The organism is Burkholderia reimsis (assembly GCF_003294055.1).
GTDB lineage: Bacteria > Pseudomonadota > Gammaproteobacteria > Burkholderiales > Burkholderiaceae > Burkholderia > Burkholderia cepacia.
The window spans coordinates 69,126-92,241 of record NZ_QMFZ01000024.1 but is presented as its reverse complement, the minus strand read 5'-3'; the positions used below and the strand labels follow the sequence as shown (position 1 = coordinate 92,241).

At 66.9% G+C, this 23,116-nt stretch carries 23 protein-coding genes; 8 read left to right on the top strand and 15 right to left on the bottom strand.

All coding sequences use genetic code 11. The features are described from left to right. Window positions 1-158: 158 nt before the first annotated feature. The 5 genes from DPV79_RS25545 (at window position 159) to DPV79_RS25525 (ending at window position 4,120) form a co-directional block, all read left to right on the top strand. Entirely contained in the window at window positions 159-1,451 is a 1,293-nt protein-coding gene (locus DPV79_RS25545) for a hypothetical protein (protein WP_113046762.1), read from the top strand. Between the two features lie 430 nt (window positions 1,452-1,881). Next, window positions 1,882-2,253 (top strand): DUF6697 family protein, encoded by a 372-nt coding sequence (locus DPV79_RS25540; protein WP_021156747.1) that lies wholly within the window; start codon window positions 1,882-1,884, stop codon window positions 2,251-2,253. Window positions 2,254-2,300: 47 nt separating this feature from the next. Continuing rightward, entirely contained in the window at window positions 2,301-2,519 is a 219-nt protein-coding gene (locus DPV79_RS25535; protein WP_021156746.1) for a hypothetical protein, read from the top strand. 137 nt (window positions 2,520-2,656) lie between these two features. Then, window positions 2,657-3,178, top strand: coding sequence for a PTS sugar transporter subunit IIA (locus tag DPV79_RS25530; RefSeq protein WP_113046761.1), 522 nt, complete (start codon window positions 2,657-2,659; stop codon window positions 3,176-3,178). Between the two features lie 48 nt (window positions 3,179-3,226). Further along, window positions 3,227-4,120, top strand: a complete 894-nt coding sequence (locus tag DPV79_RS25525) for an amino acid kinase family protein (RefSeq protein ID WP_113046760.1) — start codon at window positions 3,227-3,229, stop codon at window positions 4,118-4,120. 41 nt (window positions 4,121-4,161) lie between these two features. Here DPV79_RS25525 and DPV79_RS25520 read toward each other — a convergent pair whose 3' ends face one another. The 10 genes from DPV79_RS25520 to DPV79_RS25475 all read right to left on the bottom strand — a co-directional run bounded on the left by DPV79_RS25520 (window position 4,162) and on the right by DPV79_RS25475 (window position 15,818). Continuing rightward, on the bottom strand, window positions 4,162-5,310 hold the full coding sequence (locus DPV79_RS25520; RefSeq protein ID WP_113046759.1) for a porin: 1,149 nt from the start codon (window positions 5,308-5,310) through the stop codon (window positions 4,162-4,164). Window positions 5,311-5,673: 363 nt separating this feature from the next. Then, a complete protein-coding gene (locus DPV79_RS25515; protein ID WP_279636590.1) occupies window positions 5,674-7,500 on the bottom strand; it encodes a methyl-accepting chemotaxis protein in 1,827 nt (608 codons plus the stop codon). A 503-nt stretch (window positions 7,501-8,003) separates the two neighbouring features. Further along, on the bottom strand, window positions 8,004-10,004 hold the full coding sequence (locus tag DPV79_RS25510; protein ID WP_113046758.1) for a family 2A encapsulin nanocompartment cargo protein cysteine desulfurase: 2,001 nt from the start codon (window positions 10,002-10,004) through the stop codon (window positions 8,004-8,006). Beyond that, on the bottom strand, window positions 9,979-10,911 hold the full coding sequence (locus tag DPV79_RS25505) for a family 2A encapsulin nanocompartment shell protein (RefSeq protein WP_021156739.1): 933 nt from the start codon (window positions 10,909-10,911) through the stop codon (window positions 9,979-9,981). Before DPV79_RS25505 ends, DPV79_RS25510 begins: the two co-directional genes overlap by 26 nt. 138 nt (window positions 10,912-11,049) lie before the next feature. After that, on the bottom strand, window positions 11,050-11,271 hold the full coding sequence (locus DPV79_RS25500; RefSeq protein WP_021156738.1) for a helix-turn-helix domain-containing protein: 222 nt from the start codon (window positions 11,269-11,271) through the stop codon (window positions 11,050-11,052). An 8-nt stretch (window positions 11,272-11,279) separates the two neighbouring features. Beyond that, the gene (epsC, locus tag DPV79_RS25495; RefSeq protein ID WP_113046757.1) at window positions 11,280-12,218 is read right to left on the bottom strand and encodes a serine O-acetyltransferase EpsC; all 939 of its coding nucleotides are present in this window, start codon (window positions 12,216-12,218) and stop codon (window positions 11,280-11,282) included. Window positions 12,219-12,246: 28 nt separating this feature from the next. After that, complete coding sequence (locus DPV79_RS25490; protein WP_021156736.1) at window positions 12,247-12,717, bottom strand: rhodanese-like domain-containing protein; 471 nt, start codon at window positions 12,715-12,717, stop codon at window positions 12,247-12,249. A gap of 422 nt (window positions 12,718-13,139) precedes the next feature. Further along, window positions 13,140-14,540: an amidase family protein gene (locus tag DPV79_RS25485; protein WP_059494489.1), complete on the bottom strand. Its 1,401-nt coding sequence runs from the start codon at window positions 14,538-14,540 to the stop codon at window positions 13,140-13,142. Window positions 14,541-14,616: 76 nt separating this feature from the next. After that, window positions 14,617-15,408 (bottom strand): alpha/beta fold hydrolase, encoded by a 792-nt coding sequence (locus DPV79_RS25480; protein ID WP_059653979.1) that lies wholly within the window; start codon window positions 15,406-15,408, stop codon window positions 14,617-14,619. An 83-nt stretch (window positions 15,409-15,491) separates the two neighbouring features. Further along, a complete protein-coding gene (locus DPV79_RS25475; protein WP_113046756.1) occupies window positions 15,492-15,818 on the bottom strand; it encodes a DUF4148 domain-containing protein in 327 nt (108 codons plus the stop codon). A gap of 593 nt (window positions 15,819-16,411) precedes the next feature. On the opposite strand from DPV79_RS25475, the gene DPV79_RS43675 reads away from it, so the two are divergent. After that, window positions 16,412-16,543, top strand: a complete 132-nt coding sequence (locus DPV79_RS43675) for a hypothetical protein (RefSeq protein WP_279636589.1) — start codon at window positions 16,412-16,414, stop codon at window positions 16,541-16,543. 134 nt (window positions 16,544-16,677) lie between these two features. Next, entirely contained in the window at window positions 16,678-18,018 is a 1,341-nt protein-coding gene (locus DPV79_RS25470; RefSeq protein WP_113046755.1) for a virulence factor, read from the top strand. 238 nt (window positions 18,019-18,256) lie between these two features. On the opposite strand, the gene DPV79_RS25465 is transcribed toward DPV79_RS25470, so the two are convergent. Next, window positions 18,257-18,790, bottom strand: a complete 534-nt coding sequence (locus DPV79_RS25465; RefSeq protein WP_113046754.1) for a cytochrome P460 family protein — start codon at window positions 18,788-18,790, stop codon at window positions 18,257-18,259. Beyond that, window positions 18,790-19,833: an alpha/beta fold hydrolase gene (locus DPV79_RS25460; RefSeq protein WP_059488935.1), complete on the bottom strand. Its 1,044-nt coding sequence runs from the start codon at window positions 19,831-19,833 to the stop codon at window positions 18,790-18,792. The genes DPV79_RS25465 and DPV79_RS25460 overlap by 1 nt, the downstream gene beginning before the upstream one ends. Before the next feature lie 340 nt (window positions 19,834-20,173). On the opposite strand from DPV79_RS25460, the gene DPV79_RS25455 reads away from it, so the two are divergent. Beyond that, on the top strand, window positions 20,174-20,578 hold the full coding sequence (locus tag DPV79_RS25455) for a hypothetical protein (protein ID WP_133295720.1): 405 nt from the start codon (window positions 20,174-20,176) through the stop codon (window positions 20,576-20,578). Between the two features lie 120 nt (window positions 20,579-20,698). On the opposite strand, the gene DPV79_RS25450 is transcribed toward DPV79_RS25455, so the two are convergent. From DPV79_RS25450 to DPV79_RS25440, 3 genes are read right to left on the bottom strand one after another with little or no spacing between them, the layout of a single operon-like run. Further along, on the bottom strand, window positions 20,699-20,953 hold the full coding sequence (locus DPV79_RS25450) for a hypothetical protein (protein WP_021156724.1): 255 nt from the start codon (window positions 20,951-20,953) through the stop codon (window positions 20,699-20,701). Window positions 20,954-20,977: 24 nt separating this feature from the next. Then, a complete protein-coding gene (locus DPV79_RS25445) occupies window positions 20,978-22,156 on the bottom strand; it encodes an acetate/propionate family kinase (RefSeq protein WP_021156723.1) in 1,179 nt (392 codons plus the stop codon). Between the two features lie 4 nt (window positions 22,157-22,160). Continuing rightward, window positions 22,161-23,099, bottom strand: coding sequence for a phosphate acetyltransferase (locus DPV79_RS25440; RefSeq protein ID WP_060342628.1), 939 nt, complete (start codon window positions 23,097-23,099; stop codon window positions 22,161-22,163). Window positions 23,100-23,116 lie beyond the last annotated feature (17 nt).

Genomic DNA, 23,116 nt, shown 5'->3' with positions numbered 1-23,116 from the left:
GTTCGCCGGCATGCGCGACTGGCACGCACAGCAAAACGCAGGCAACGCGTGGCGACGAAAGTCGTCACGCGTTTTTTGCATGTGACTGGCGAAAACGGGCGGCGTGCCGGCACGCTCGGGTAAGATGAACGCCCGTCCGCCGCCCCGCCGTTCACGCCATGCCGACCGTACAAACCATTCTCGACGACTACGAACGCCTCGGCTGGAAAGGCAACGATCCGATGTCGCAAATGCTGGCGCTGCGACGCGACAATCCGGCCGCGCTCGCCGACCTCGTGATCGCATCGTTCGATCGGGCGTTGCCACATGCGACGTTCCTCGATGCCGCGCTCGACCTGATGGACGACACCGCTTTCGCGAAGACTGCGGCCGAAGCGTGGCAAGACGTCCGCAACGGCGCGTGGAACGAGCGGCTCGCGAGCGTGTTGTCGAGCGTGGTGATGCAGACGCCGCAGGTATTTTCCGATCACTGGGACGTGTTCCTCGACATCGCCACCACGAAGCGGTCGCCGCGCGTGTACTACGAGGAAAACGCGTGGCGGATGCTCGATCCGGCGACGGTCGAAGCATGGCGCGGCCGGCTTGCCGAGGCCCCTTCCGGTAACAAGGCAGCGCATGCACGCGCCGTCGCGCTGCTCCATTCGCGACAGCCTGCAGCCGTTCACGACGCGGCAGCCTGGTTGTTTCCGGACAATCCCGGGGCGCGCGCCAACTGGCTCATGTCCGCCGGCTACGCTCAGGAATATGACACGTTGCGCGCATTGCACAGCGAAACGCCGCTGCATATCGACTTCGGATCGACGCTGGGCGCGCCGATACTCCGCGCCCAGCCGAAGTGGAACCGCGAGATTCTCGCGCATCACCCAACCTGGAACACGCGCGGCTCGCATCGATTAGGCGCACGCTTCGGCGGCGTGTCGTCGCATCGATGCGGCCTGTGTCACGAGCCGCTGCATCGACTGCTGACACTGCCCCAACCCGCTGCAGCAGGCATCGACAGCGCGACGCCCGTGTCGTTCGACACCTGCCTGTCGTGCGGTGGCTGGGAGAGCGACGGCCCGCTGTTCCACCGGCACGACGACGCCGGCAACGCCTGTGCGCACCCGTCCCAGCAACGCGACACCGCGATCCAGCCGGACTATCCGGCGGCCCCATTCCTGGAGGCAGACCTTGCGCTTTTCACTGCGCCGGCACGCTGGACGCGGCAGGAATGGGGCATGTCGAACAGCCGACAGAACCTGAGCCGTGTCGGCGGCGCACCGTCGTGGGTACAGTCGGCGTGGTATCCCGACTGTCCGGATTGCGGCCGCAAGATGTCATTCGTCATGCAACTCGACTCCCACTTTCCGCAAACGGACGGCGGCGAATGGCTGTGGGGCAGCGGCGGCGCGAACTACACGTTCTGGTGCGCGCCGTGCCGCACCAGCGCGCATCTCTGGCAGTGCACGTAACACGCACCGGCCACGCAACCTTTACGACCTTTTTACTTGCGGCCGCGCGTGCGTTCACTAGAATGTGTTCGCAATCGATCCATCAACGAGTACGTACATGCGCATCCGAAGTCCTCGCCCTCCGAGTTGCTTTTCTGCCTGACAGGCAGGACGCCTGCGTCTCTCTTTTCCCGAGCCACCGTCCTGCCAGCAGGCGGACGGTGCGCGCCGTAGTCCTTCCCGTGCACGCTTGAACACGACGCCGATGCGTTGATCGCGCATCGCGCGATGCGAACGTGTTCGCACGGAAATTCCCGCATCACGACGCGCCGCCGATCCGCCACCCCGGCAACGATCGATTGGCATGCCTGGCACCCCGCATGCCGATCCAGCCTTATTGCTTCGCATTCCTTATTTAACCCACTGAAGTCCCCGATACCGGAGCCCGATCATGTTCGAGATCGACAAGCAGTACACCCGCGAATTCATCCATACCGCGTGCGGCGGCAGCAAACAGGCATTCCTGCCGACGAAGAACGGCAAGGTCGTGGCCGCCTGCCTACGCACGGACCTCAACCCGCATGCGCCCGACGTGATCCTCTGCGACGGCAGCGCGTCCGCGCGCGCGGCCGGCAGGACGCTCGCCGCGCAACGCGATGCGATTCCGGTGTTCATCCGCATGGCAACCGACGCATACCGCTTCGTCGGCCGGTACGTCGTCAGCGAATCGCTCACCGCACCGCTCGACTGCGCGCCTTACGTGCGCAACAGCGGCTTCACGCCCGGGCAGATCTCGCGCGTGCTGAAGCTCAAGCGCTGCTGACGCGCGCAGCGCGCGCCTTCCCGGTCGCCTTTCATCAAGGAGCAATCATGCTTGGCCTGACGTTCTGGAAACACGTGATCGGCACACGACCCGATGCCGCCCGCGACGATCGCGCAACGGCACTCGGCCGGCACCGCGTGCGCTCGAGGACGCTGGTGCTGACGAGCGCCGCGGTGGCATTTGCGGCGATCGCGTTCGGTGCGCCGGTCGTCGGCATTTCGGTGTTCTTGCTGACGACGTTGCCGTTCGTGCTGTCGGGTACCTGACGATGTCCCTGTCGGGCACGCGGCGGGCGCCAGCGCAATCGATACGAAATTTTAATGCAGCGCCCCCGCGTCTCTGACACCGTCTTTACACGCTTTTGTCTAGGATTTCCCTGTCATCCCGACACGGAGAGATCCGCATGCAAACGCAGCAGGCCGCCATCGGCGGCCACCCCGACCTTCCCCGCCGCCGCGTCGCCACGCCTGCCGCGATCCGGCTGGCCGACGCGTGCCCGCCGGACAACATCCTGCTCGACGTGCCGGTCGAAAGCGCGATTCAGTTGTTCGACCTCGCCGCGCGACACATCGAGCGCGGCAGCGGTGTGCCGGCGGAGCGCATCAGGACCGAACTGATCAGGCGCGAACAGCTGGGCTCGACCGGCCTCGGCCAGGGCGTCGCGATTCCGCATGCGCGCATCGACGGGCTCGGCTCGGCCGTCGCGCTGTTCGTGCGCGCACTGTACCCGTTCGCGTTCAACGCGCCGGACCGCAAGCCCGTGCGCGAATTCATCGTGCTCGCCCTGCCGAAAGCGGACGATCGCGCGCACCTCGAACTGCTCGCCGACGCGGCACGGTGTTTCAGCGACCGCCCGTTCCGGCAAGCGTCGCGCGACGCGCTGACGCCCGACGAGATTCACCGGCTCATGCAACGCACGCATTGACGCCGCACCGCGCGGCGTCAGGCACTCCCTTCATCCATCCGGATTCCCATGTTCCCAGACCCTGAAAGCTCCACCCTTACGTCGCATCGCGTGGCCGGCCTGGCGCGCTCGCTGCCGTTCATGCAGGCCCTGCACGGGCAGACCGTCGTCATCGTCGACGGCGGCACCGCGAGCGACGCGCGCGCCCGCCACGCCTTCGCGCAGGATGTCGCGCTGCTCGCACTCACCGGTGTTCGCCCGATCGTCGTCCAGGGCTTGCCGGCCGCGTCCGGCACGCAATCGGTCGACACCGCGCGCGCCGCGATGACCGAGCGCAACCATGAACTGGTGCGCCTGATCGGCAGCCACGGCGTGAAGGCGCTCGGCATCGACGGTCACGACGGCGGGCTGCTGGTCGCATCCGCCGCATCCGATCGCACGAACACGAGCGCGGTCGCGCACTTCGACGGCACCGCGTTGGCTGCGTTTCTCGGCAACGGGCTGGTGCCCGTCGTGATGCCGGTCGCCCCGGACGACGCAGGCCATGATCACCTGCTGCGCGCGGAACAGCTCGGCAGCCTCTTCGCGCAGCGCACCGGCGCCGTCACGCTGGTGATGATGGTCGACAGCACGCTGCTGCGCGAACTCGGCGAGCTCGCCGGGCTCTACGGCATCACGGAACTCGAGCAATGGCTGGCCGAGCATCCGGCCGCAACCGCGGCGCCTTGCGTGCGGGACGCGCTCGATGCGCTCGCGCACGGCGTGCAGAACGTCCATCTCGCCGATATCGGGCAACCCGAATCGCTGATCGACGAACTGCTGACGGAGGAAGGATCGGGGGTCGTGTTCTGCCGGCGCGGCAACACCGACCTGCTAGCGGAAACCCGCCGCTACTTCGCGGATTCGGCGAGCGTGCTGCGCGACGGCTTCAACGTCGAGCAGAAGCAGGTCGTGCGGTTCTGAATTTTGCAGCAGAAACGCTCGCCGCGCGGGGCGCCGTAACGTCAGAACATCTGGCGCAGGCCGACGGCAGCCCCGACGTTGTTGGTCCTGCCGATCTGGTCGACCTTGCCGGTGAGCCGGTTGGTGGCACCCGGATAGTCGGCCGCGAACGCACCGTTGCCGCGCGAGAAATCGACCGTGCCGTAGACCTCCGTATGCTTGGACAGCGCATACTCGGCCAGCACGGTCGCCGAGTAGTTGATCCCCGAGCCGAGCGTGCCGTCGAGCCGCTCCGCGTTGCGTGCGTGGCCGTAATAGCCGGCCACCGTGATCAGCAGCGGCGCGGTGGCCTGCCAGTTGGCGCCGACGTAGAACGTGTCGTCGATGCGGTTCGGGCTCCCGCCGCTCAACGCCGGTGCGCCGGCCTGCTGCATGTTGAAGTCGGTCGTGCCCGTCTTGTCCTGGCCGTGCAGCCAGCCGGCCAGCAGGCGGACGGAGGGCGTCACCTGATACGCGCCGCTCACGTGCAGAAAGTTCACCTTCGCGCCGTTGGTCGCACTGCCGTTCACGGACGATACCGAGGTCTGCTGGAAGCCTGCATTGATCGACGCGGGCCCTCGCGCATAGGTGAGCTCGACGCCGTACGTGCTGTCGAGGCCCATCGCACCGGCATGATTGCCGAAGCCGTAGATCGCATCGACGCTGAACCCGTTGTACGTGAATGCGTACTTCACCGAGTTCGGCACCGTCAGGTAGTTGCCAATGCCGTTGTACGCCCAGCTGTCTTGCCAGTAGTCGCCGACGGTCATCGGATCGAATACGTCGCCCATCGTGTCGTACAGCGGCGCGTACTGGTTGCCGAACGTCAGCGTGCCATATCGGCCGCTCGACAGGCCCACGTAGGCCTGCCGGCTGAACAGCGTGTTCGCGACGTGCAGCTTGCCATCGCCCAGCTCGAAACCGTTCTCGAGACGGAAAATCGCCGACAGCCCGCCGCCGAGATCCTCGCTGCCGCGCAAGCCCCAGCGGCTGTGCGTTTCCGGGCCGACCGTCATTCCGATCAGGTCCTTGCCGTCAGGGCCGGCATTCGTCTGATAACGGATCGCCGTATCGACGAGGCCATACAACGTAACCGAACTCTGCGCGAACGCGCACGTTGCTGACATGGTGAAAGCGGCGCCGATACAACCGGTGACAACGGTGCGTCTCATGAAAGGCCTCCCTGAGCAATTGATTTTGTAAGCAGTCCGACAGCATTCGTGAACGGACGCCATTACTGCGAACGGGAGAATAATCGGCCATATTCGCGGCACCTATTACCGCTTCTGGATTGGACCTTTCCAGCGTCGTCAACAATCGCTGTCGTGCACGATGCGGCGGCCCGGCGCGATCGAGATCCGCTGTCGCGGCCTGCCGGACGGCGGGCAAATCACGTCCCGCCCCGATGAGTCGCACCATGTCGAAGCGCGGCACCGATGGTTCGATGCCCGGCTGTCGGAGCATGGCCACGGCGTGCAGAGCAGGAACGATCCCGACACGGTGCGTCCTTCGCGACCGGATGCCCCGGCGTCGAATCAGGCTCGGGCGGCATCGATCCGGAATACCGCGATCGTCGCTTCCAGCTGCCCCGCCTGCGCTTTCAGCGCCGCCGCCGCAGCCGATGCCTGCTGCACCAGCGCGGCATTCTGCTGCGTCACCTGATCCATCTGCGCGACGGCCTGATTGACTTGCTCGATGCCTCGCGACTGCTCGTCGGACGCGGCGGTAATCTCGCTCATCAGTACGTCGACCCGTCGCACCGACGCCAGTATTTCCGTCATCGTCCCCGTCGCGCGATCGACCTGCCGTGCGCCGGTGTCGACGCGCCGGAGCGAATCCGTGATCAGTTCCTTGATTTCACGCGATGCCGCGGCACTGCGCTGGGCCAGCGAGCGCACTTCGCCCGCCACGACCGCGAACCCGCGCCCCTGTTCGCCGGCCCGGGCCGCTTCGACCGCGGCGTTCAACGACAGGATGTTGGTCTGGAAAGCGATGCCTTCGATCACCGTGATGATCTCGGCGATCTTGCCTGACGATTCCGACAGCCCCCGCATCGTCCTGACGACCTCTTGCGCGGCCTGATTGCCCTGCTCGGTCAGCAGCGCCGCGTCGCTCACCACCTGGCTGGCCTGCTTCGCGTTCTCGGCGTTCTGGCGAACCGTCGACGTCAGCTGCTCCATGGACGCGGCCGTCTCCTCCAGCGACGCGGCCTGCTCCTCGGTCCGTTGGGACAGATCCACGTTGCCCTCCGCGATCTCCCGAGCGGCGGCGTCGATCGCGTGCGAGCCGTTCTGCACCGCCCGGATCGTCTGGAGCAGTTCGCCCTGCATCGTCTGCAAACCGGTCAGCAGTTGCCCCATTTCGTCGGTCGAATGAACCTCCACCCGGGTCGTCAGGTCGCCTTCGGCGATGGCGCCGAAATGGCCCAGTGCGTTCGCCAGCGGTGTGCCGATCGCCCGTTGCAGCGACCACCATGTCAGCGTGGCCGCCCCGAGCGCGACCAGGCTCCCGGCGAACGCCATGCCGATGAACCAGTGGAAGCGCGCCTGCGCGGCATCGAATGTCGCCCGCGAAGCCGTGATCTGGAGCTGCCCGAGCGCATCCATGGCGTCGGACGCGTCGATGAACAGCGACGGCGGGATGCGTCGCCAGACTTCCGGAATCTTGGCCGCATCATGGGTGGCGATGACCTCGAACATCGGCTCCAGCCCGTTGTCGACCAGCGCCTTGAACTTGCTGCCGGCGTCGGCCGCGCGGCGGGCCTCTTCGGGGCCGGAAAACGGCAGCGCACGATAGGCGTCCCATGCCTTCCTCGATGCGGCCAGCATGTCGCGGGCCACACCGGTTTCCTGCGGAACTTCGTCGCTGGCCGGATCGAGCGCGATGCGATACAGCCACAGGCGCGTCCTCGACAGCGCGACATTCGCCTGCCCGAGCGCCTCCGACGAAGCGAGCCGTTCGGAATAGAGCGTCTTCACGTCGTTGTTTCCGATTGCCATGCCGACCACGCCGATGATGCCGCCGACGACCAGCAATACTCCGAGAAAACCCATCGCCAGCGCCAGACGGGTGCGAATGCTGAAATTCTTGATCATGGTCAGGAGAGCGTTGAGCACGCCGCCGGTGCATGCGACGCATGCGCGTGAAACCAGTCGGGTACGGCACGTGCAAGGTCGACTTCCCGATAACGACCAAAGTGACGCCGGGATTAACGCGGAATCCGTAACGGACGTTTCCAGAAGCGGCGAGTTGTGGTCCGCGCAGGTCCGTGATAGCGAGGTGTGCAACGCTCGAACACCGAATCGTCCGATGAATATCCGGGTGCCCGGGCGCAGGCGGGCGCACGTGTCGCGTGATCGCATGCCAATGCGCCCCTGCGCTCACGTCGGGATGCTTTCGACCGTGCTCGCTGCGTGCCGGCTTCCACGCATATTGATCTGGATGCCAAACTATTCAGCCGCCCTGCCCGAAGCTCGCCGATAATGCCTCAGCCACCCGGCGAGCAATCAACCCGCAGGACCGCTGCTCGCCAGCGTCCCGCTGCGCAGCCTGGCCGGGCCATGCCCGAACTTCGTGATCACCGCTTCGACCGCGATCGCGCGGCGTCGCGCCGCGCGCCAGCGCGACGACCGGCTCTGGCCGCCGCGGCGGGATGCCAGGCGCAACGCACGGCGCAACGGCGCTCCCGTCGATGCGCCGGTTGCCGATCCGGTGCCAGCGGCCGGGCCATGGAGGATGGGGCGCGACGGATGGATGCTCACGGAACGTCGAGCGGCGCGCCATGCCCGCATCGCCATGCAAATGAGCCCGCTTGCGACAGCCCGTTGCCGGGCGCCACAAGCGGGCTCCTCGCAGACGGCATGCGTCAGCGTCGCGTCGCCAGCCTTCTCACGACGCTCACCAGCGCGTCGACTTCGTCGCACGTGTTGTAGAACGCGAGCGACGGCCGCACCGTTGCCTCGAGCCCGAACCGCCGCAGGATCGGCTGCGCGCAGTGATGCCCCGAGCGCACCGCGATGCCCTCTTCGTTCAGCGCCTGACCGACTTCCTCGGTCTCGTAGCCCTTCAGCACGAACGACAGCACGCTCGCCTTGTCGCGCGCGGTGCCGACGAGGCGCACGCCCGGCACCGGCGCGAGCACGCTCGTCGCATACGCGAGCAGGTCGTGCTCGTAGCGCGCGATGTTCTCGATGCCGACGCGGCTCACGTAGTCGAGCGCGGCACCCAGCCCCACCGCATCCGCGATGTTGCCGGTGCCGGCCTCGAACCGGTTCGGCGGCGGCTGGAACACCGTGCGCTCGAACGTCACGTCCGCGATCATGTTGCCGCCGCCCTGCCAGGGCGGCATGTCGTCGAGGATCGCGCGTTTGCCGTACACGACACCGATCCCGGTCGGCCCGTAGATCTTGTGCCCGGAGAACACGAAGAAATCCGCATCGAGCGCCTGCACGTCCACGCGCATGTGCGAGATCGACTGTGCGCCGTCAACGAGCGCCTTCGCCCCCGCCCGATGCGCAAGATCGACGATCTCCTTCACCGGCACGACCGTCCCCAGCGCGTTCGACACCTGTGTGACGGACACGATCTTCGTGCGGTCGTTGAGCAGCTTCCGGTATTCGTCGAGCAGCACCTGCCCCGAATCGTCGACCGGAATCACGCGCAGCTTCGCCCCCTTGAGCGCGGCAAGCTGCTGCCACGGCACGATGTTCGCGTGATGCTCGAGGTTCGACACGATGATCTCGTCGCCTTCGCCGACGTTCTGCACGCCCCACGACTTCGCGATCAGGTTGATCGCCTCGGTCGTGCCGCGCACGAACACGATCTCGTCCGGCGACGAGGCGCCGATGAAGCGCTGCACGGTTTCCCGCGCATGCTCGTAAGCATCCGTCGCGCGGCCGGCCAACGCATGCGCCGCGCGGTGGATGTTCGAGTTCTCGTGTGCGTAGAAGTATGCGAGGCGGTCGATCACGGCCTGCGGCTTGTGCGTCGTCGCCGCATTGTCGAACCAGACGAGCTGCTTGCCGTTCACGCGCTCCTGCAGGATCGGGAAATCGCGGCGAATCGCGTTCACGTCGAACGGCGGGTGCGCGCCACGATACAGCTGACCTTGCGGCTCGGCGGCGTGCGTATCGTCGATGAAGTAACGCGGCACCTCGCTGCCCGACGCGCGCGACGCCGGCACGTCGCGATGCACGGCGAGCAGTTCGCGCAGCGCGTCGTCGCCCGGCAGCCCGAACGCTTCCGGCGACGCGAGGCCGTTCGACGGCACGACGATGTCCTGCGGCGTCGCCTGCCAGCCCTGCAGCGAACCGTCGGTGAAGTAGTACGGCGATGCCTTCGCCGCACCGTCCGGCGCCGGCGCATTCACTTGCGGCACACCGAGCGCCGCGCCGCCGACGCGCGGTTCGAGCGCGGGCGCGATCGACACGGCGTTGTCGGGCAGCCCGTTCTGCGCGGCCGCATGCGGCGCGAGCGCCGGTGCGCGGTTGCCGAGCGACAGCACGTGGGTCGGTGCGGACGGCGCGAGGTTCGCGCCGGGCACTTTCCCTTGCGGGGGCGCGAGACCGGGCACGCCGGTGCCCGCGCCGCCCGGCCCCGCGAGCGGCGAGCCGCCCGGGACCGGGTTGCTCACCGACGCAAGGATCGGCGCGGCGGCCGGCAAGGCCGACGGCACGCCGCCGACCGCGCCGCTGCCCGCCGACAGCCCGGGCGCGGTGGCCTGCCCGGGCGGCGTCGCGAAGAACTCGGACGCGAGCCGCGCGAGCGTCGCGGGGTCGGGCAAGCCGGCCGGCAACGGCGCGTGCGGCAGCGCGTGCGCGTCGCCGCCGGCCAGGCCGGGATTAACGGTAGGTGTCGGGATAGTCATGGAACTTGGCGATTTCGACGTCATCGAGGACAGCCAGCGCATCCGGCGAATGGACCGCGAGCGAGCAATACAGCGAGATCAGGTACGACGCGATCGCCTGGTTGTTGATCCCCATGAAGCGCACCGACAGGCCCGGGCCCTGCTCGCCGGCGACACCCGGCTGATAGAGGCCGACCACGCCCTGACGCTTGTCGCCGACGCGCAGCAGCAGGATCTTCGTCTTGCCGTCCGCGACCGGCACCTTGTCCGACGGGATCAGCGGAATGCCGCGCCACGTGAGGAACTGCGAGCCGAACAGGCTGACCGTCGGCGGCGGCACGCCGCGCCGCGTGCATTCACGGCCGAACGCGGCGATCGCGAGCGGGTGCGTGAGGAAGAACGCGGGCTCCTTCCACACCTTGGTCAGCAGCTCGTCGAGGTCGTCCGGCGTCGGCGCGCCCGTCAGCGGGAAGATCCGCTGGTCGTCGGTCACGTTCGCGAGCAGCCCGTAGTCGGGGTTGTTGATCAGCTGGCTTTCCTGCAGCTCCTTGATCGTCTCGATCGTCAGGCGCAGCTGTTCCTTGATCTGGTCATGAGGACTGCTGTAAAGATCGGAGATCCGCGTATGCACGTCGAGCACCGTGCTCACCGCGTTCAGGAAATACTCGCGCGGCTGTTCTTCATACGGCACGAAGGTCTGCGGCAGCACGCTTTCGTCCTCGAGCTGCGTGCACGCGGCACGCACGGCTTCCGGGTTCTTCACCTGGTTCAGGCGATAGATGCCGGCCTCGACCGGCACCCATTGCAGCAGATGGGTCAGCCAGCGCGGCGTGATCGTGGAAAGCTGGGGGACGGTCTTGGTAGCGTTCGCTAGTTGGCGGGCGGCGTGATCGCTCAGCGCAGCCGTGCCGCTTGCAACGGTCGACATGTGTGGCTCCGGGTTCTTAAGATGAAAAACGGGATTGCTTATGACGCTGGGTGATTATCGGAAGCACGCACCTGCCGGCTCAACATGCTATAGCCGTCACGTCGCGTGCAACCGAAAGGGAAAGGTGACGAGGCGGCCTCAGGTGACGAACGTGCCCGGCAGCAGCGTCGAGATCGATACGTCGAACGCGCGCGCGATCTTGTCGGCCGTGACGATCGACGCGATCGCCTCGCCGCGCTCGATCTCGCCGACATACGAGCGGTTCAGCCCCGCATGCTCGGCCAGCTGTTCCTGCGACCACGTGCGCGCTTCGCGCAGCCTGCGCACGTTGGCGCCGAAGTGATGGATGAGGTCGCTCATCGCGCCTCCTATGCGACACGCGCTGCCGCGCGCGGCGCGGCGTTCGCTTCGCTGCGCAGCACCGCCTGCGTGATGTTCTCGCCGGCCGGCACGTCCTGCGTGAGCCACACGTTGCCGCCGATCACCGCGCCGCGCCCGATCGTCACGCGGCCGAGAATCGTGGCGCCCGCGTAGATCACCACGTCGTCCTCGACGATCGGATGCCGTGCGAGCCCTTTCTCGAGATGGCCGGCCGCGTCGCGCGGAAAGCGTTTCGCCCCGAGCGTGACGGCCTGGTACACGCGCACGCGCTCGCCGATGATCGCCGTCTCGCCGATCACGACGCCGGTGCCGTGGTCGATGAAGAAGCCCGCGCCGATGCGCGCGCCCGGATGAATGTCGATGCCGGTCTCCGCATGCGCCTGTTCGGCGATGATCCGCGCGAGCAGCGGCAGGCCGAGCCCGTACAGCTCGTGCGCGAGCCGATGGTGGATCATCGCGAGGATGCCCGGATAACACAGCAGCACCTCGTCGACGCTGCCGGCCGCCGGATCGCCGTGGAACGCGGCCAGCACGTCGCTGTCGAGCAGCCGGCGGATCTCGGGCAGGCGCGCGGCGAACGCCTGCACGGCCGTCGACGCGACTTCGTCGACATGATCGACCGGCCCGTCGGCATTGCGCTGCCGCGCCGCGTAGCGCAATTCCAGCTTGACCTGCGTGAGCAGCGCGTTCAGCGCCGCGTCGAGCGCGTGGGCCACGTGGAAGTTCTCGCTCTCCTGGCGCAGCTCGGGCGGCCCGAGCCGCATCGGGAACAGCACGCCCTTCAGCGCGCCGATGATCTGCGCGAGCGCTTCGCGCGCCGGCAGGTCGCGCCCGCCCGGTTCGAGCGAGCGCCGCTGCTTCTCGCGCCATGCACGGCGTACGGTCTGCAGCGATTGAACGATGTCGTCGATGTCGAATGCGGCCATGCTGCGTTCTCCCTGTCTCGGCCGTGAATCAGTCCTGTGCCCACGGCAGGCCGCGGAAGCGCCAGCCGTTGCTGCCGCCGCGATGCTGCCGTTCGTCGAGGTCGCCCTCGAACCCTTCGAGCACGTTGAATACCTGCGTGAAGCCGCCCTTCGTCGCGGCCTCGGCCGCCTGCGCCGAGCGGTTGCCGCTCCGGCACAACAGCAGCACGACGGCCGCCTTGCCCGTCTTCGCTTCCAGTTCGCGCACGAAGCGCGGGTTGCGCGTCAGGCTCGTGCCGGTCGCCCACGGCACGTGCAGCGACTCCGGCACGTGGCCGACGAATTTCCGTTCCTCGGCCGTGCGCACATCCACCAGCAGCGCATCGCCGGACGAGAACAGCGCCCACGCGACTTCCGGCGCGACACCGCCCGCATAGGGCGTGCCGGCCGCCGCAGCGGCCGCGCGCGCGTCTTCGAGCGCCTGCTGCGCGGCAGTTCGTTCTTCCAGTTCAACCGTCATGACACTTCCTTGTTTTCGCGGATTCGTATGAACAAAAACACCGGGAATGCGGCCGTTGCAGCTTGCGTGCTGTCTATAGCCGTCAGCGCCACTATGCGAGGGCGGCCGGGGAAGCTGAACCAATAAAAATTCATTTCCTAATCAGCGTTGCGGGGAATGCAATAGCAGACGCGCGCTATCGGCGCGGGCTCGCGGGTGAGCAGGACAGGCGCAACGGTGGCCGTTCGATGTCGCGCATCGAAGGCATTCGAAAGGAATCGCGGGAGACGATCAACGCGGCGGGTGGCGCGTTGCGATGAAATCCGAAACGGGATGCAGGCGCTGGCGCGCCTGCATGGATGATGCAAGAAGTCCTGCTGCCGGCATGCGTCTGCACGATGCCTGACGGGCATCGCCGACGCATTCGCTTGTGCGTCTGCCGGTTACTGTACCGGGTCGACCGGCGCAACCGGCACGCCGCGCGCTTCGATGTCGCGCCCGGCGAGCAGGCACAGATCCTCGCGATGGTGCGCGGCGACCACCTGCACGCCGACCGGCACGCCATTCTCGAGCGACGTCGTCACGGCAAGCCCCGGCAGCCCCATCGCCGGCAGCGCGCGCAACGTGAGCTGCGCCTCCCACACGCGATCGAATCCGTCCTGCCCCTGCCGGTCGAGATCGTCCGGGAACGGCAGCTCCGACGACACCGGCAGCAACACGACCGCATATTCATCGAGAAACAGCCGCCACTGCCGTGTCAGCGTCGTACGCCGGACGAGCGCGCGGCCGATCACGTCGGCCGGCAAGTCGCGCACCTTGCCGCGCACGGCCTCGACCACCGCCGCCGCGCCCGGATCGCCATCGCCGGCAACCGCGTTCGCCAGTGCATCGAAACCGTCGCCGAGCCAGAGCTGCTCCTGCAACAGTGCGGCCTCACGCATCGGCGGCGTGTCGTCGATCTCGTCGACGGTCCAGCCCGCGTCGACCAGCCGTCGCGCGGCATCGCGCAACGCGGCCTCGACCTCGGGCACGACCTGCAGGCCGCCCGGCCGCACGCATAGTGCCGCGCGCTTCGGCACCTCGCGCCCGTCGAACGGCACCGCCACGTGCCACGGGTCGCGTGGGTCGGGAGCGGCGAACGCACGCAGCGCGAGCGCGAGATCGTCGATCGTGCGTGCGATCGGGCCGGCCGTCGACATCAACTGCGCACCGATCGCCCGCTCAGGCGACGACGCGTTGAACGCCGGCACGCGCCCGAGCGACGGCCGGATTCCGTGCACGCCGCATGCGTAGGCGGGGTAACGCACCGAGCCGCCGATGTCGGTGCCGACGGCAAGCGGGCCGATTCCCGCGGCCACGGCCGCCGCCGCGCCGCCGCTCGATCCGCCCGGCGTCAGCGACGGATGACGCGGATTGCGCGTGTGGCCGTGCACGAGATTCGACGTGAACCAGCGCAGCGCGAACGTCGGCGAATTGGTGCGGCCGAGCAGAATCGCGCCGGCTTTTCTGAGGTTGCCGACCACCGGGCTGTCGGCATGCGCGATCAGGTTCTCCTGCAGGCGCGTGCCGTTGGTCGTCGCGAAACCCGCCTGGTCGACGTTGATCTTCACGGTGACGGGCACGCCCGAGAGCGGCCCCGGATCGTCGCCGCGCGCGATCGCGCGATCGACTTCGTCGGCCTGACGCCGCACGTCGTCGGGCCGGTGTTCGATCACCGCGTTGATCGCCGGATTCACCGCGTCGAGACGATCGAGCACGGCGTCCGCGACTTCGCGCGCGGACACGTCACGATGCCGGACGCGTTTCGCGAGTTCGGTTGCCGGCAGTTGCCACAGTTGCGTCATGACTCCTCCTCGTGAAAAGACATCTCCGTCACTCGCGCCACCGCGCTTTCCTGCGAAAGCGCGGCGCCGCGTTCACTCACTGCGTTTCCTGCTTCGCCCGTTCCGCCGCCGCGATGATCGCGTCGGCCACGGCCTGCGGCTGGCTCAGCATCGACACGTGGCTGCCGTTCACGCGCGCGACCGTCGCGCCGATCCGCTTCGCCATCGTTTCCTGCAGATTCGGATCGATCATCCGGTCCTGCGTCGCGACGACGAACGTCGACGGCTTCACATGCCACGCGGCCTGCGTGACCTTCTCCGAAATGCAACCGCCGTACCACGGCCCCTGGGTCGCCGCGACGATGCGCTGCTGTGCGGGCGGCAGGTCCGGCGCGAAATCCTGCGCGATCGCCTTGTCCGACAACGTGGCGAAGCCGCCCGCATCCTTGCGCAGTTCGCCGGCCCATGCGGGTGCCGGCAGCCCCTGCGTGACGTCCGCGATCGACTGGCCGTTGTCGGGTGCGAACGCGGCGACGTACACGAGCGACTTCACCTTGTCGTCGTTGCCCGCGTCGCTGATCACGACGCCGGCCCACGAATGGCCGACCAGCACGACCGGTCCCTTCTGTTCGTCGATCGCGCGCTTCGTCGCGGCTGCATCGTCGGCGAGCGAGCTCAGCGGATTCTGCACCGACACCACGTGCAGCCCGCGCGCCTCGAGCAGCGGAATCACGCGGTTCCAGCTCGAACCGTCGGCGAATGCGCCGTGCACGAGCACGACGTTCGTGCCCTTCAGGTCGTCCTTCTGCGCAGCCTGCGCCGCGACCGCACCGAACAGTCCGCCGATCACCGCGGCGGACACCAGAACGCGCTTCATCAAACCGGCCATCGTTTTGCTCCTTGCTCTGTTGTGTTGTCTGAACGTGCCGCGGTGGCGGCTGCGCCTGCGCACGAGGCAGGCGCGGCACCGGATCACGAATGCGCGTACAGGTCGTCGTATGCGTCGTGCGCGGAATGCGCTCGCGCCGCGTCGCGATGGCCGGCACGCGTCGATGCGTCGGCCACGTTGTCGCCTTGCGATTTCGACGGGCCGTTCTGGTCGGAACGCGCGACCTGCAGCGCGGCGGCGACGTCTTCCGGGTAATGCGGTTCGCTACGCGCCGGGTTGTAGCCGGCCTGTTCCAGGCGGACGAGTTCGGCGCGCACGTCGGCACGCGTGAGGCCGTGGCCGGTATCGGCAAACGACAGGGCGGGGACGGCGGCGAGGACGGCAACGGCGAGGATGCGAGCGGCTTTCATGAGGGTTCTCCTTGAAGGAAGTAGGTCGGTCGATCATTCGGCATCCGATCCAGATCGTCTGGCATCGAACGTTTCCTGCATGTCGACAGTAGAACCCGCCCACGTATCCGGCATGTTTCTGAAGCAGGGTTTCAGTGCAATCCGATGTTTCCGGAGCAGCGCTGGATACAGTGCGATACAAACTCGTCGAATTCGCCATGCAGGTACGGACGATATCGACTCAATCACCGGCCGATCAGGACACGGCGCCGCGTACAAGTGCGTCACCCGGCGGCATCGGCGGATGACGGACCTGACCATCTCGACGGATTGAAAAACCGCTCGCTTCTGCCGCGCTTTTCCAGTGACGAAGCAACACGCCTGATTCCTGCCCGGAAACACATTCTGACAATTTCCGTTCGTCGCTATCGCCCCTGAGCGCATTTTCACGGCATCCGCATTTCACACACGACGATGGGCGGCGGTGCCGGTCGCGATGCGGCTGCGTCCGGCGTAGCGGCCGTTGCCGCCGGTTCGTCGGTGCGCACCGACGACGGTCGCGGATCGAGAAATGATTCGACGGCAATCCGAGGGAGAAGTACTTCGACTATTTCATGCGCGGCAAACTTGACGATCTACCGATACAGGAATGGGTGCATACGGAAAACGGAGAAGGAAATATGTCCGACGCGATTGTCGATGAACGTGAAGGGGCGTTTTTTCTGAAGGTCGGAGGTGCATTTTGAAGGCACTCATCGCTACATGGCAGCGACGTGTCGCAGTCGCCGTTTCGGTATGGCCCATTGCCGCAGTACTCATGGCGTCGCTGGTGACGCACGTCGAACAACCCGATCCAGCCCATCTGGAAATAGGAGAATGGATGAAACGAATCGTTGTCGTGCCCGCCCTGGCTGCGCTCATGGTGTTTCTGTTTATCACGGCCATGACGCGTCCGGCACAAGCCGCGCCTGCCCAGGAGCAAGTAGGGAGTACGGTGCTTGAAGATGCAGCGTCGGCGAAGCCGTTCGTCGCGCAGGTTGTCGGCCTGATCTGGATGAATCCGTTGCAACGGAGGGACTACCCGACCGAATGGCAATTGTTGTGGACGCAGGGGCTCGCCGCGCCAAACAAGAACGACGATATGGTCCGCACCGATCCGAAGTCCTTTACTACGCTGCAATCGGTAGCGGGTATCGCATACGGCAACGAAGGCGCGGAGACGTTCAAGGGTTTCTATCACAAGTACATGAAAAGGTTCCCTCTGCTGCTTCATTCTCGCTACGCCTCCAATCCAAAATACTTCTACACGGTGAACCCCAACAACAAGAAAGATTGGCGCGAATTGGCAGGCATTCGCGTCGAGCTCGCGATTCCGGAGCGACTCGACGCGGACGAATCGCAGAGCTATTTGCAAAACTCGATTCGAAAGACGTTTTCGATCGGCAATCGGTATTTCCCGACGATGTGGAGCCGCGACACGCTGCCCGATGTGCAAATCACGCAAGGCGGCGCGAACGCCGGCTTCGCGTCGCTGAACAAGGCGTTGGACTACCTGCAGGACAACCCCGACAAGACCGTGTGGGTGGTGAACTGGGATGCGCCGAATTTTCCGCCGCTCGACGCGCAGATCAACGAGAACCTCGTCGTGCTGTTTCTCGCCGGCCCGAACTTCGACACGCAGCGCGAACCGCTCGCCTGGATCGGCAAGACCGCCACCGGCAACACGCAAGCGTTCTCGCCGAAGGTCGGCACGACGCGAACCGTGCAGGCGTGGAAAGCGACCATCGACCAGGCAGCGCGCAATGCCGGCGTCGCAGTCCCGGATCTCGAGTACATCGTGCACGACGCAGGGAAAGGCAGTGACGCGGCCTCGTCACGTCTCGTCGCACTCGCGCAGACCTTGACGGAAACGCTCCCGGAATACGATCCCCGGCAACAGGCCTTCAACACGGCCGCCCTGCTCGGTGACATGGGAACCGGCAGCGCCTTGACCGACGTTGCGCTGGCGATCGGCCGGATCAATCACTTCGGCGGTAACGCATTGGTCGCCGGCACGACCGACCCGGAGCATCCCGTCGCAGTCGTCGTCAGGCCACCGTCGACGCTCACGCCGATCGATCCGGACAAGGACTGGTTCCGCGCGCGTGGCGGGAACAATGCGTACCTGCCGTGGTGGGGACGCCGGCACGACACCAATTACGGAATGCAGGGCTATTCGTAGTGACGCAGATGGCTCGGAGGCGCGATCCGTGCGACCAGGATCGCGTCGCCGAGTCATTCACGGGAATGGACGCAATACGGGAATCGGCCACCCAGGCGACGCGCCTACGGCGGCCGGGTCGAATCCAGAGCCGGCACGAGCCGGGTTATGGGGCGGGCAGTCGCACACCATTCGCCACCGGTGACGGGACGTTAATGAGCCGCGAGCATCCCGGCGACTCACCTTGCTCACACCGCCGTCACGGCGCCAGCCGCGTGAACACGTAATCGTGATTCTGCACCCGCGCCTGGTGGCACGCAAAGCACGTCTGGTGCTGGCCGATATCGGCCGGCACGCCGTTGATGAACCGCCCGAAGCCCCAGCCGCCCGTCGACGCATAGCGGCGCGAGTCCTTCACCATCACCTGCACGGTCGTCGCCTGCCCGGGCACCGTCGCGGGCGCGAACTCGTCGGACTGCTTGCGCTTGTACGCGAGCTTCACCAGGATCGTGCCGTCCGGAAACGGCAGTGTCGCCTGTTCGAGCGCGCGGATCGCGACGGGATTGCCGAGCACGACACGCAGTTCATCGAGCGGCGCGGCTTCTTCGGCCGGGGCGACCATTTCCCACTTCCGGTAGCCGGGCGGGATCGTCACGCCGTAAATCGGCGACGCGGCGGCAGCAGCCGGCTTCGGCTGCTCCGCGAACGCGGCCGGGCCGCTCGCCGACCACGCGCCGGCCAGCAGCACGCCCGCGACGAACCCGCGGCGCACGCCACCCATGCGCGCCCGCATCACAGGTGCTCCACTTGCAGGATCGCATCCGCGAACGCCTGCGGCGCTTCCTGCGGCAGGTTGTGGCCGATGCCGCCGGTGATCGTGCGGTGCTGGTACTTGCCGGTGAACTTCTTCGCGTACGCGGCCGGTTCCGGATGCGGCGCGCCGTTCGCATCGCCTTCCATCGTGATCGTCGGCACCGTAATCGCGGGGCCGGCCGCAAGGCGCCGCTCGAGATCGTCGTATTGCGCCTCGCCCTTCGCGAGCCCGAGACGCCAGCGATAGTTGTGGATCACGACGGCCACGTGATCGGGGTTCTGGAACGACGCGGCCGTGCGCGCGTAGGTTTCGTCGGAGAACTGCCATTTCGGCGATGCGAGCTGCCAGATCAGCTTGTTGAACGCATCGCGGTTCGCCGCGTAGCCCAGCGCGCCACGCTCGGTCGTGAAGTAGAACTGATACCACCACTGGAATTCGGCCTGCGGCGGCAGCGGCTTGCGGTTCGCCTCCTGGCTGCCGATCAGGTAGCCGCTCACCGACACCAGCGCCTTCACGCGCTGCGGCCACAGCGCCGCGATGATGTCGGCCGTGCGCGCGCCCCAGTCGTAACCGCCGAACACCGCCCGGTCGATCTTCAGCGCATCCATCAGCGCAACGATGTCGACGGCCGTCACGGCCTGCTGCCCGTTGCGCACCGTGTCGGCCGAGCGGAACGTCGTCGACCCGTAGCCGCGCAGGTAAGGCACGATCACGCGATAGCCGGCCGCGACGAGCAGCGGCGCGACTTCCGCATAGCTGTAGATGTCGTACGGCCAGCCGTGCAGCAGGAACACGACCGGGCCGTTCTTCGGCCCGAGGTCCGCATACCCGACGTTGAGCACGCCCGCGTCGATCTGGTGGATCGTGCCCAGCGACGCGGCACCGGCCGCGCGCTTCGCAGGCGCTGCATCGGGCGCCGACTGCGCGTGCGCCAGGGCGCTGAAGCCGAGGTCGGCAAGGCTGAGGCTCGCCAGCGTCGTACCCAGGATCAGGCGGCGGCGGGTGTTCACGGTTTCGGGCATGACTCGTTCTCCAGTGTCGATCGCTAAGGAAGGTGACCGCGGCACGTGCGGGCACTCGGGAATCTGCATTCTCGGCAGCGGCGCATGGCATCGCGCCGCCGTGTGAATCGCTTCACCGGTTTTATACCCGAGCCCTGGCGAGGCTTTGTATCCCAACGTATCTGTCGGCGAACACGACACACGACGATTCAAAAATCGGGCGAGAAATGCGGGTTCGCAGGGGGCCATGTGCCACGCGCCGGCCTGCCCCGCCGATGGCATGGCCACGCACCGCCTCTCGCTTCGGCGCCGAAACGCGGCGATACTACGCCGCTTGCCGTGACAACCCGCCCGATTGCAGGTGACCAATTTGACCGATGCCGACGAACAAGACGCTCCCGTGCGACAGGCGGGCACGAACGGGCCGCCGCTCTGGCTCGCGACCATCCTGACCGCGTTCGGGCTTGCGGCGCTCCTGCTCGCGTGGTTCTCCGGATACGCCACCGCCTACTGCGACACGCTTGGCGATGCCGTCGTCTGGATCGTGTTTGTCACGGCGGCTTTCGTTTTTGCCGCCTTCAGGTACAACTGGAACATCTTGCCGGTCGGGCTGGTTGCGTGCATCGCGCTCGCCGCGGTCGTCCGGCGGCTTCCGCGTTTCAAGGTAACGTGGCGTCGATTCTTGATCGTGCTGCCTTGTGTCTATGCCGCGATGATGCTTCTCACGTGGCTGAGGGACGTACACGGCACGTGCCGGATCATCTGACGGCGACGCCGCCCCGAGACATCGCGGCGGCATGACACCGCCCCACTCCGCCGATGAACACGGGCCGCATGCCGGCCGGCGCGCATTCACCGCCCGAACCACGCCGCCGCACGCAGCCGTTCAGTCCTTCCGGTCCGGCAGGATATGCGCGCGAATCGAGCGGCCCCGCCACGAGATGTGATCGATCCGGGCGCGCAGCGAGTAAAGCGCGACCGACGACAGCGTGTTGAACCGGAGCAGCGCGATGGGGGTGCCGATCCCGGCCGGCACGCGCTCGATCGCATCGAACTGCGGGAATCCATGCCGCGCCAGGAACGCGCCGACCTCGTCGTCGCGCGCGTGTTCTTCGACATTGACCAGCAGTAGTTCAGCCATGAGGATTCCTTGCTCGTTCGCCCGTCACCGGATCAGCCGGTGCGTATGGCGCGCGATCATCAGTTCTTCGTCGGTCGGGATCACCCACGCCGACACGCGGCTCGATGCCGTCGTGATCAGCGGCCCGCCCGTGCCGTTCGCGTCGACGTCGATCTCGACGCCGAGCCACGCCGCACGGCGCAACACCCCCTCGCGAATCGCCGCCGCGTGCTCGCCGATCCCCGCCGTGAACACGACGGCGTCGACTCCCTCCATCGCGGCCGCAAGCGAACCGAGTTCGCGCGCGATGCGGTAGACGTACAGCTCGATGGCGAAGCGTGCGTGCGGGTCGTCGCTCGCGAGCAGGGTGCGCATGTCGCTCGACAGGCCGGACACGCCGAGCAACCCGGAACGCCGATAGAGCAGATCCTCGACGGCGCGCACGTCCATCCGGAGTGCTTCCATCAGGAAGATCACGACGCCGGGATCGAGGTTGCCGCAACGCGTGCCCATCGGCAGCCCGTCGAGCGCCGTGAACCCCATCGTGCTCGCGACGCTCTTGCCTGCCACGAGCGCGCACATGCTCGCGCCGTTGCCGAGATGGGCGACGACCGTGCGCCCGCGCGCCGCCGCCGGCGCGACGTCGGGCAGCACGCTCGCGATGTACTCGTACGAGAGCCCGTGGAAACCGTAACGGCGCACGCCCCGGCTGGTGATCGACGCGGGCAGCGCGAACGCCTGGGTCACCGCGGGCTGCGTGCAGTGGAACGCCGTGTCGAAGCAGGCCACCTGCTCGACGCCGGGCCGCATCGTTTCGAGGATACGAATCGGCGTCAGGTTGTGCGGCTGATGCAACGGCGCGAGCGGGGTGAGTTTCTCCAGCTCGGCCACGATCTCGGGCGTGACGCGCACCGGGCCGCTGAAGCGTTGTCCGCCGTGCACGACGCGATGGCCCACCGCCGCGAGACGGTGCCCTTCCTGATGCGCGCCCAGGAACGCGGCGATCTGCTCGAGCCCTTCCTGATGGCCGAACGTATCGCCGCCGGCCCATTGCCGTTCGTGACGCTCCGCGTGGCGGTCGACGGCGCTGAAGTGCGCCGTGGCCGTGTACAGGCCCTCGACCTGGCCATGCACGATCAGGCCGAGCGTGTCGCCGTGCACGTCGAATGCGGAAAACTTGATGCTCGACGAGCCGGCATTCAACACCAGAATCACGTCTGCCATGGTGTCACCCCGCGCGCCGGGCCGCTTCGCGCTGCACGTTCGCGACGAGCATCGCGACCGCGCAGGAAGCCAGCCGGGTGATCAACGAATCGGCACGACTCGTCAGGATGACCGGCACGCGCGCGCCGAGCACGATGCCCGCCGCATCCGCGCCGGCCAGGAACGACAGGCTCTTGGCAAGCATGTTGCCCGCTTCGAGATTCGGCACCATCAGCACGTTCGCGTGCCCGGCCACCGGCGAATCGATCTGCTTGATGCGCGCGGCTTCGGGATCGATCGCGTTGTCGAGCGCCAGCGGGCCGTCGACGAGCGCGCCGGTAATCTGCCGCCGATCCACCATCTTGCACAGCGCGGCGGCTTCGAGCGTCGACGGCACTTTCGGGTTGACCGTCTCCATGGCCGAGAGGATCGCCACACGAACCTGCGGAAAATCCAGCGCATGCGCGAGATCGATCGCGTTCTGCAGGATGTCGACCTTTTCCTCGAGCGTCGGCGCGATATTGATCGCCGCGTCGGTCACGATCAGCGGGTCGGCGTGCGCGGGCACGTCCATCACGAAGCAATGGCTGATGCGCCGGCCCGTGCGCAACCCGGAATCGTGCCGCACCACTTCGGCCATGAGTTCGTCGGTGTGAAGGCTGCCCTTCATCAGCGCGGACGCACGGCCGTCGCGTACGAGCCGCACCGCCGCCGCTGCCGACGCCTCGCTGTACGGCGCATCGACGATCTCGTGATCGCCGATCGATAGCTGCAACTCCGCGGCGGTCGCTTCGATACGCGCACGCGGGCCGACCAGGATCGGCGCGATCAGCCCCTTGCGCGCCGCCTCCAGCGCGCCCTCGAGCGAGCTTCGATCGCACGGATGCGCGACGGCCGTCGGCATCGGCGCAAGCGCCTGGCAGTGTTCGATGAGGCGGCGATATTTCTCGTGTCGGGTTTCCATTGCGGTTCCTTGCTGTC

Bases quoted from the DNA above. Each gene is read 5' to 3' on its own strand.
- DPV79_RS25545 (WP_113046762.1), top strand. From the start codon at position 159: ATGCCGACCGTACAAACCATTCTCGACGACTACGAACGCCTCGGCTGG.
- DPV79_RS25540 (WP_021156747.1), top strand. From the start codon at position 1,882: ATGTTCGAGATCGACAAGCAGTACACCCGCGAATTCATCCATACCGCG.
- DPV79_RS25535 (WP_021156746.1), top strand. From the start codon at position 2,301: ATGCTTGGCCTGACGTTCTGGAAACACGTGATCGGCACACGACCCGAT.
- DPV79_RS25530 (WP_113046761.1), top strand. From the start codon at position 2,657: ATGCAAACGCAGCAGGCCGCCATCGGCGGCCACCCCGACCTTCCCCGC.
- DPV79_RS25525 (WP_113046760.1), top strand. From the start codon at position 3,227: ATGTTCCCAGACCCTGAAAGCTCCACCCTTACGTCGCATCGCGTGGCC.
- DPV79_RS25520 (WP_113046759.1), bottom strand. From the start codon at position 5,310: ATGAGACGCACCGTTGTCACCGGTTGTATCGGCGCCGCTTTCACCATG.
- DPV79_RS25515 (WP_279636590.1), bottom strand. From the start codon at position 7,500: ATGCGATCACGCGACACGTGCGCCCGCCTGCGCCCGGGCACCCGGATA.
- DPV79_RS25510 (WP_113046758.1), bottom strand. From the start codon at position 10,004: ATGACTATCCCGACACCTACCGTTAATCCCGGCCTGGCCGGCGGCGAC.
- DPV79_RS25505 (WP_021156739.1), bottom strand. From the start codon at position 10,911: ATGTCGACCGTTGCAAGCGGCACGGCTGCGCTGAGCGATCACGCCGCC.
- DPV79_RS25500 (WP_021156738.1), bottom strand. From the start codon at position 11,271: ATGAGCGACCTCATCCATCACTTCGGCGCCAACGTGCGCAGGCTGCGC.
- epsC (WP_113046757.1), bottom strand. From the start codon at position 12,218: ATGGCCGCATTCGACATCGACGACATCGTTCAATCGCTGCAGACCGTA.
- DPV79_RS25490 (WP_021156736.1), bottom strand. From the start codon at position 12,717: ATGACGGTTGAACTGGAAGAACGAACTGCCGCGCAGCAGGCGCTCGAA.
- DPV79_RS25485 (WP_059494489.1), bottom strand. From the start codon at position 14,540: ATGACGCAACTGTGGCAACTGCCGGCAACCGAACTCGCGAAACGCGTC.
- DPV79_RS25480 (WP_059653979.1), bottom strand. From the start codon at position 15,408: ATGGCCGGTTTGATGAAGCGCGTTCTGGTGTCCGCCGCGGTGATCGGC.
- DPV79_RS25475 (WP_113046756.1), bottom strand. From the start codon at position 15,818: ATGAAAGCCGCTCGCATCCTCGCCGTTGCCGTCCTCGCCGCCGTCCCC.
- DPV79_RS43675 (WP_279636589.1), top strand. From the start codon at position 16,412: ATGCGCGGCAAACTTGACGATCTACCGATACAGGAATGGGTGCATACG.
- DPV79_RS25470 (WP_113046755.1), top strand. From the start codon at position 16,678: ATGAAACGAATCGTTGTCGTGCCCGCCCTGGCTGCGCTCATGGTGTTT.
- DPV79_RS25465 (WP_113046754.1), bottom strand. From the start codon at position 18,790: ATGCGGGCGCGCATGGGTGGCGTGCGCCGCGGGTTCGTCGCGGGCGTG.
- DPV79_RS25460 (WP_059488935.1), bottom strand. From the start codon at position 19,833: ATGCCCGAAACCGTGAACACCCGCCGCCGCCTGATCCTGGGTACGACG.
- DPV79_RS25450 (WP_021156724.1), bottom strand. From the start codon at position 20,953: ATGGCTGAACTACTGCTGGTCAATGTCGAAGAACACGCGCGCGACGAC.
- DPV79_RS25445 (WP_021156723.1), bottom strand. From the start codon at position 22,156: ATGGCAGACGTGATTCTGGTGTTGAATGCCGGCTCGTCGAGCATCAAG.
- DPV79_RS25440 (WP_060342628.1), bottom strand. From the start codon at position 23,099: ATGGAAACCCGACACGAGAAATATCGCCGCCTCATCGAACACTGCCAG.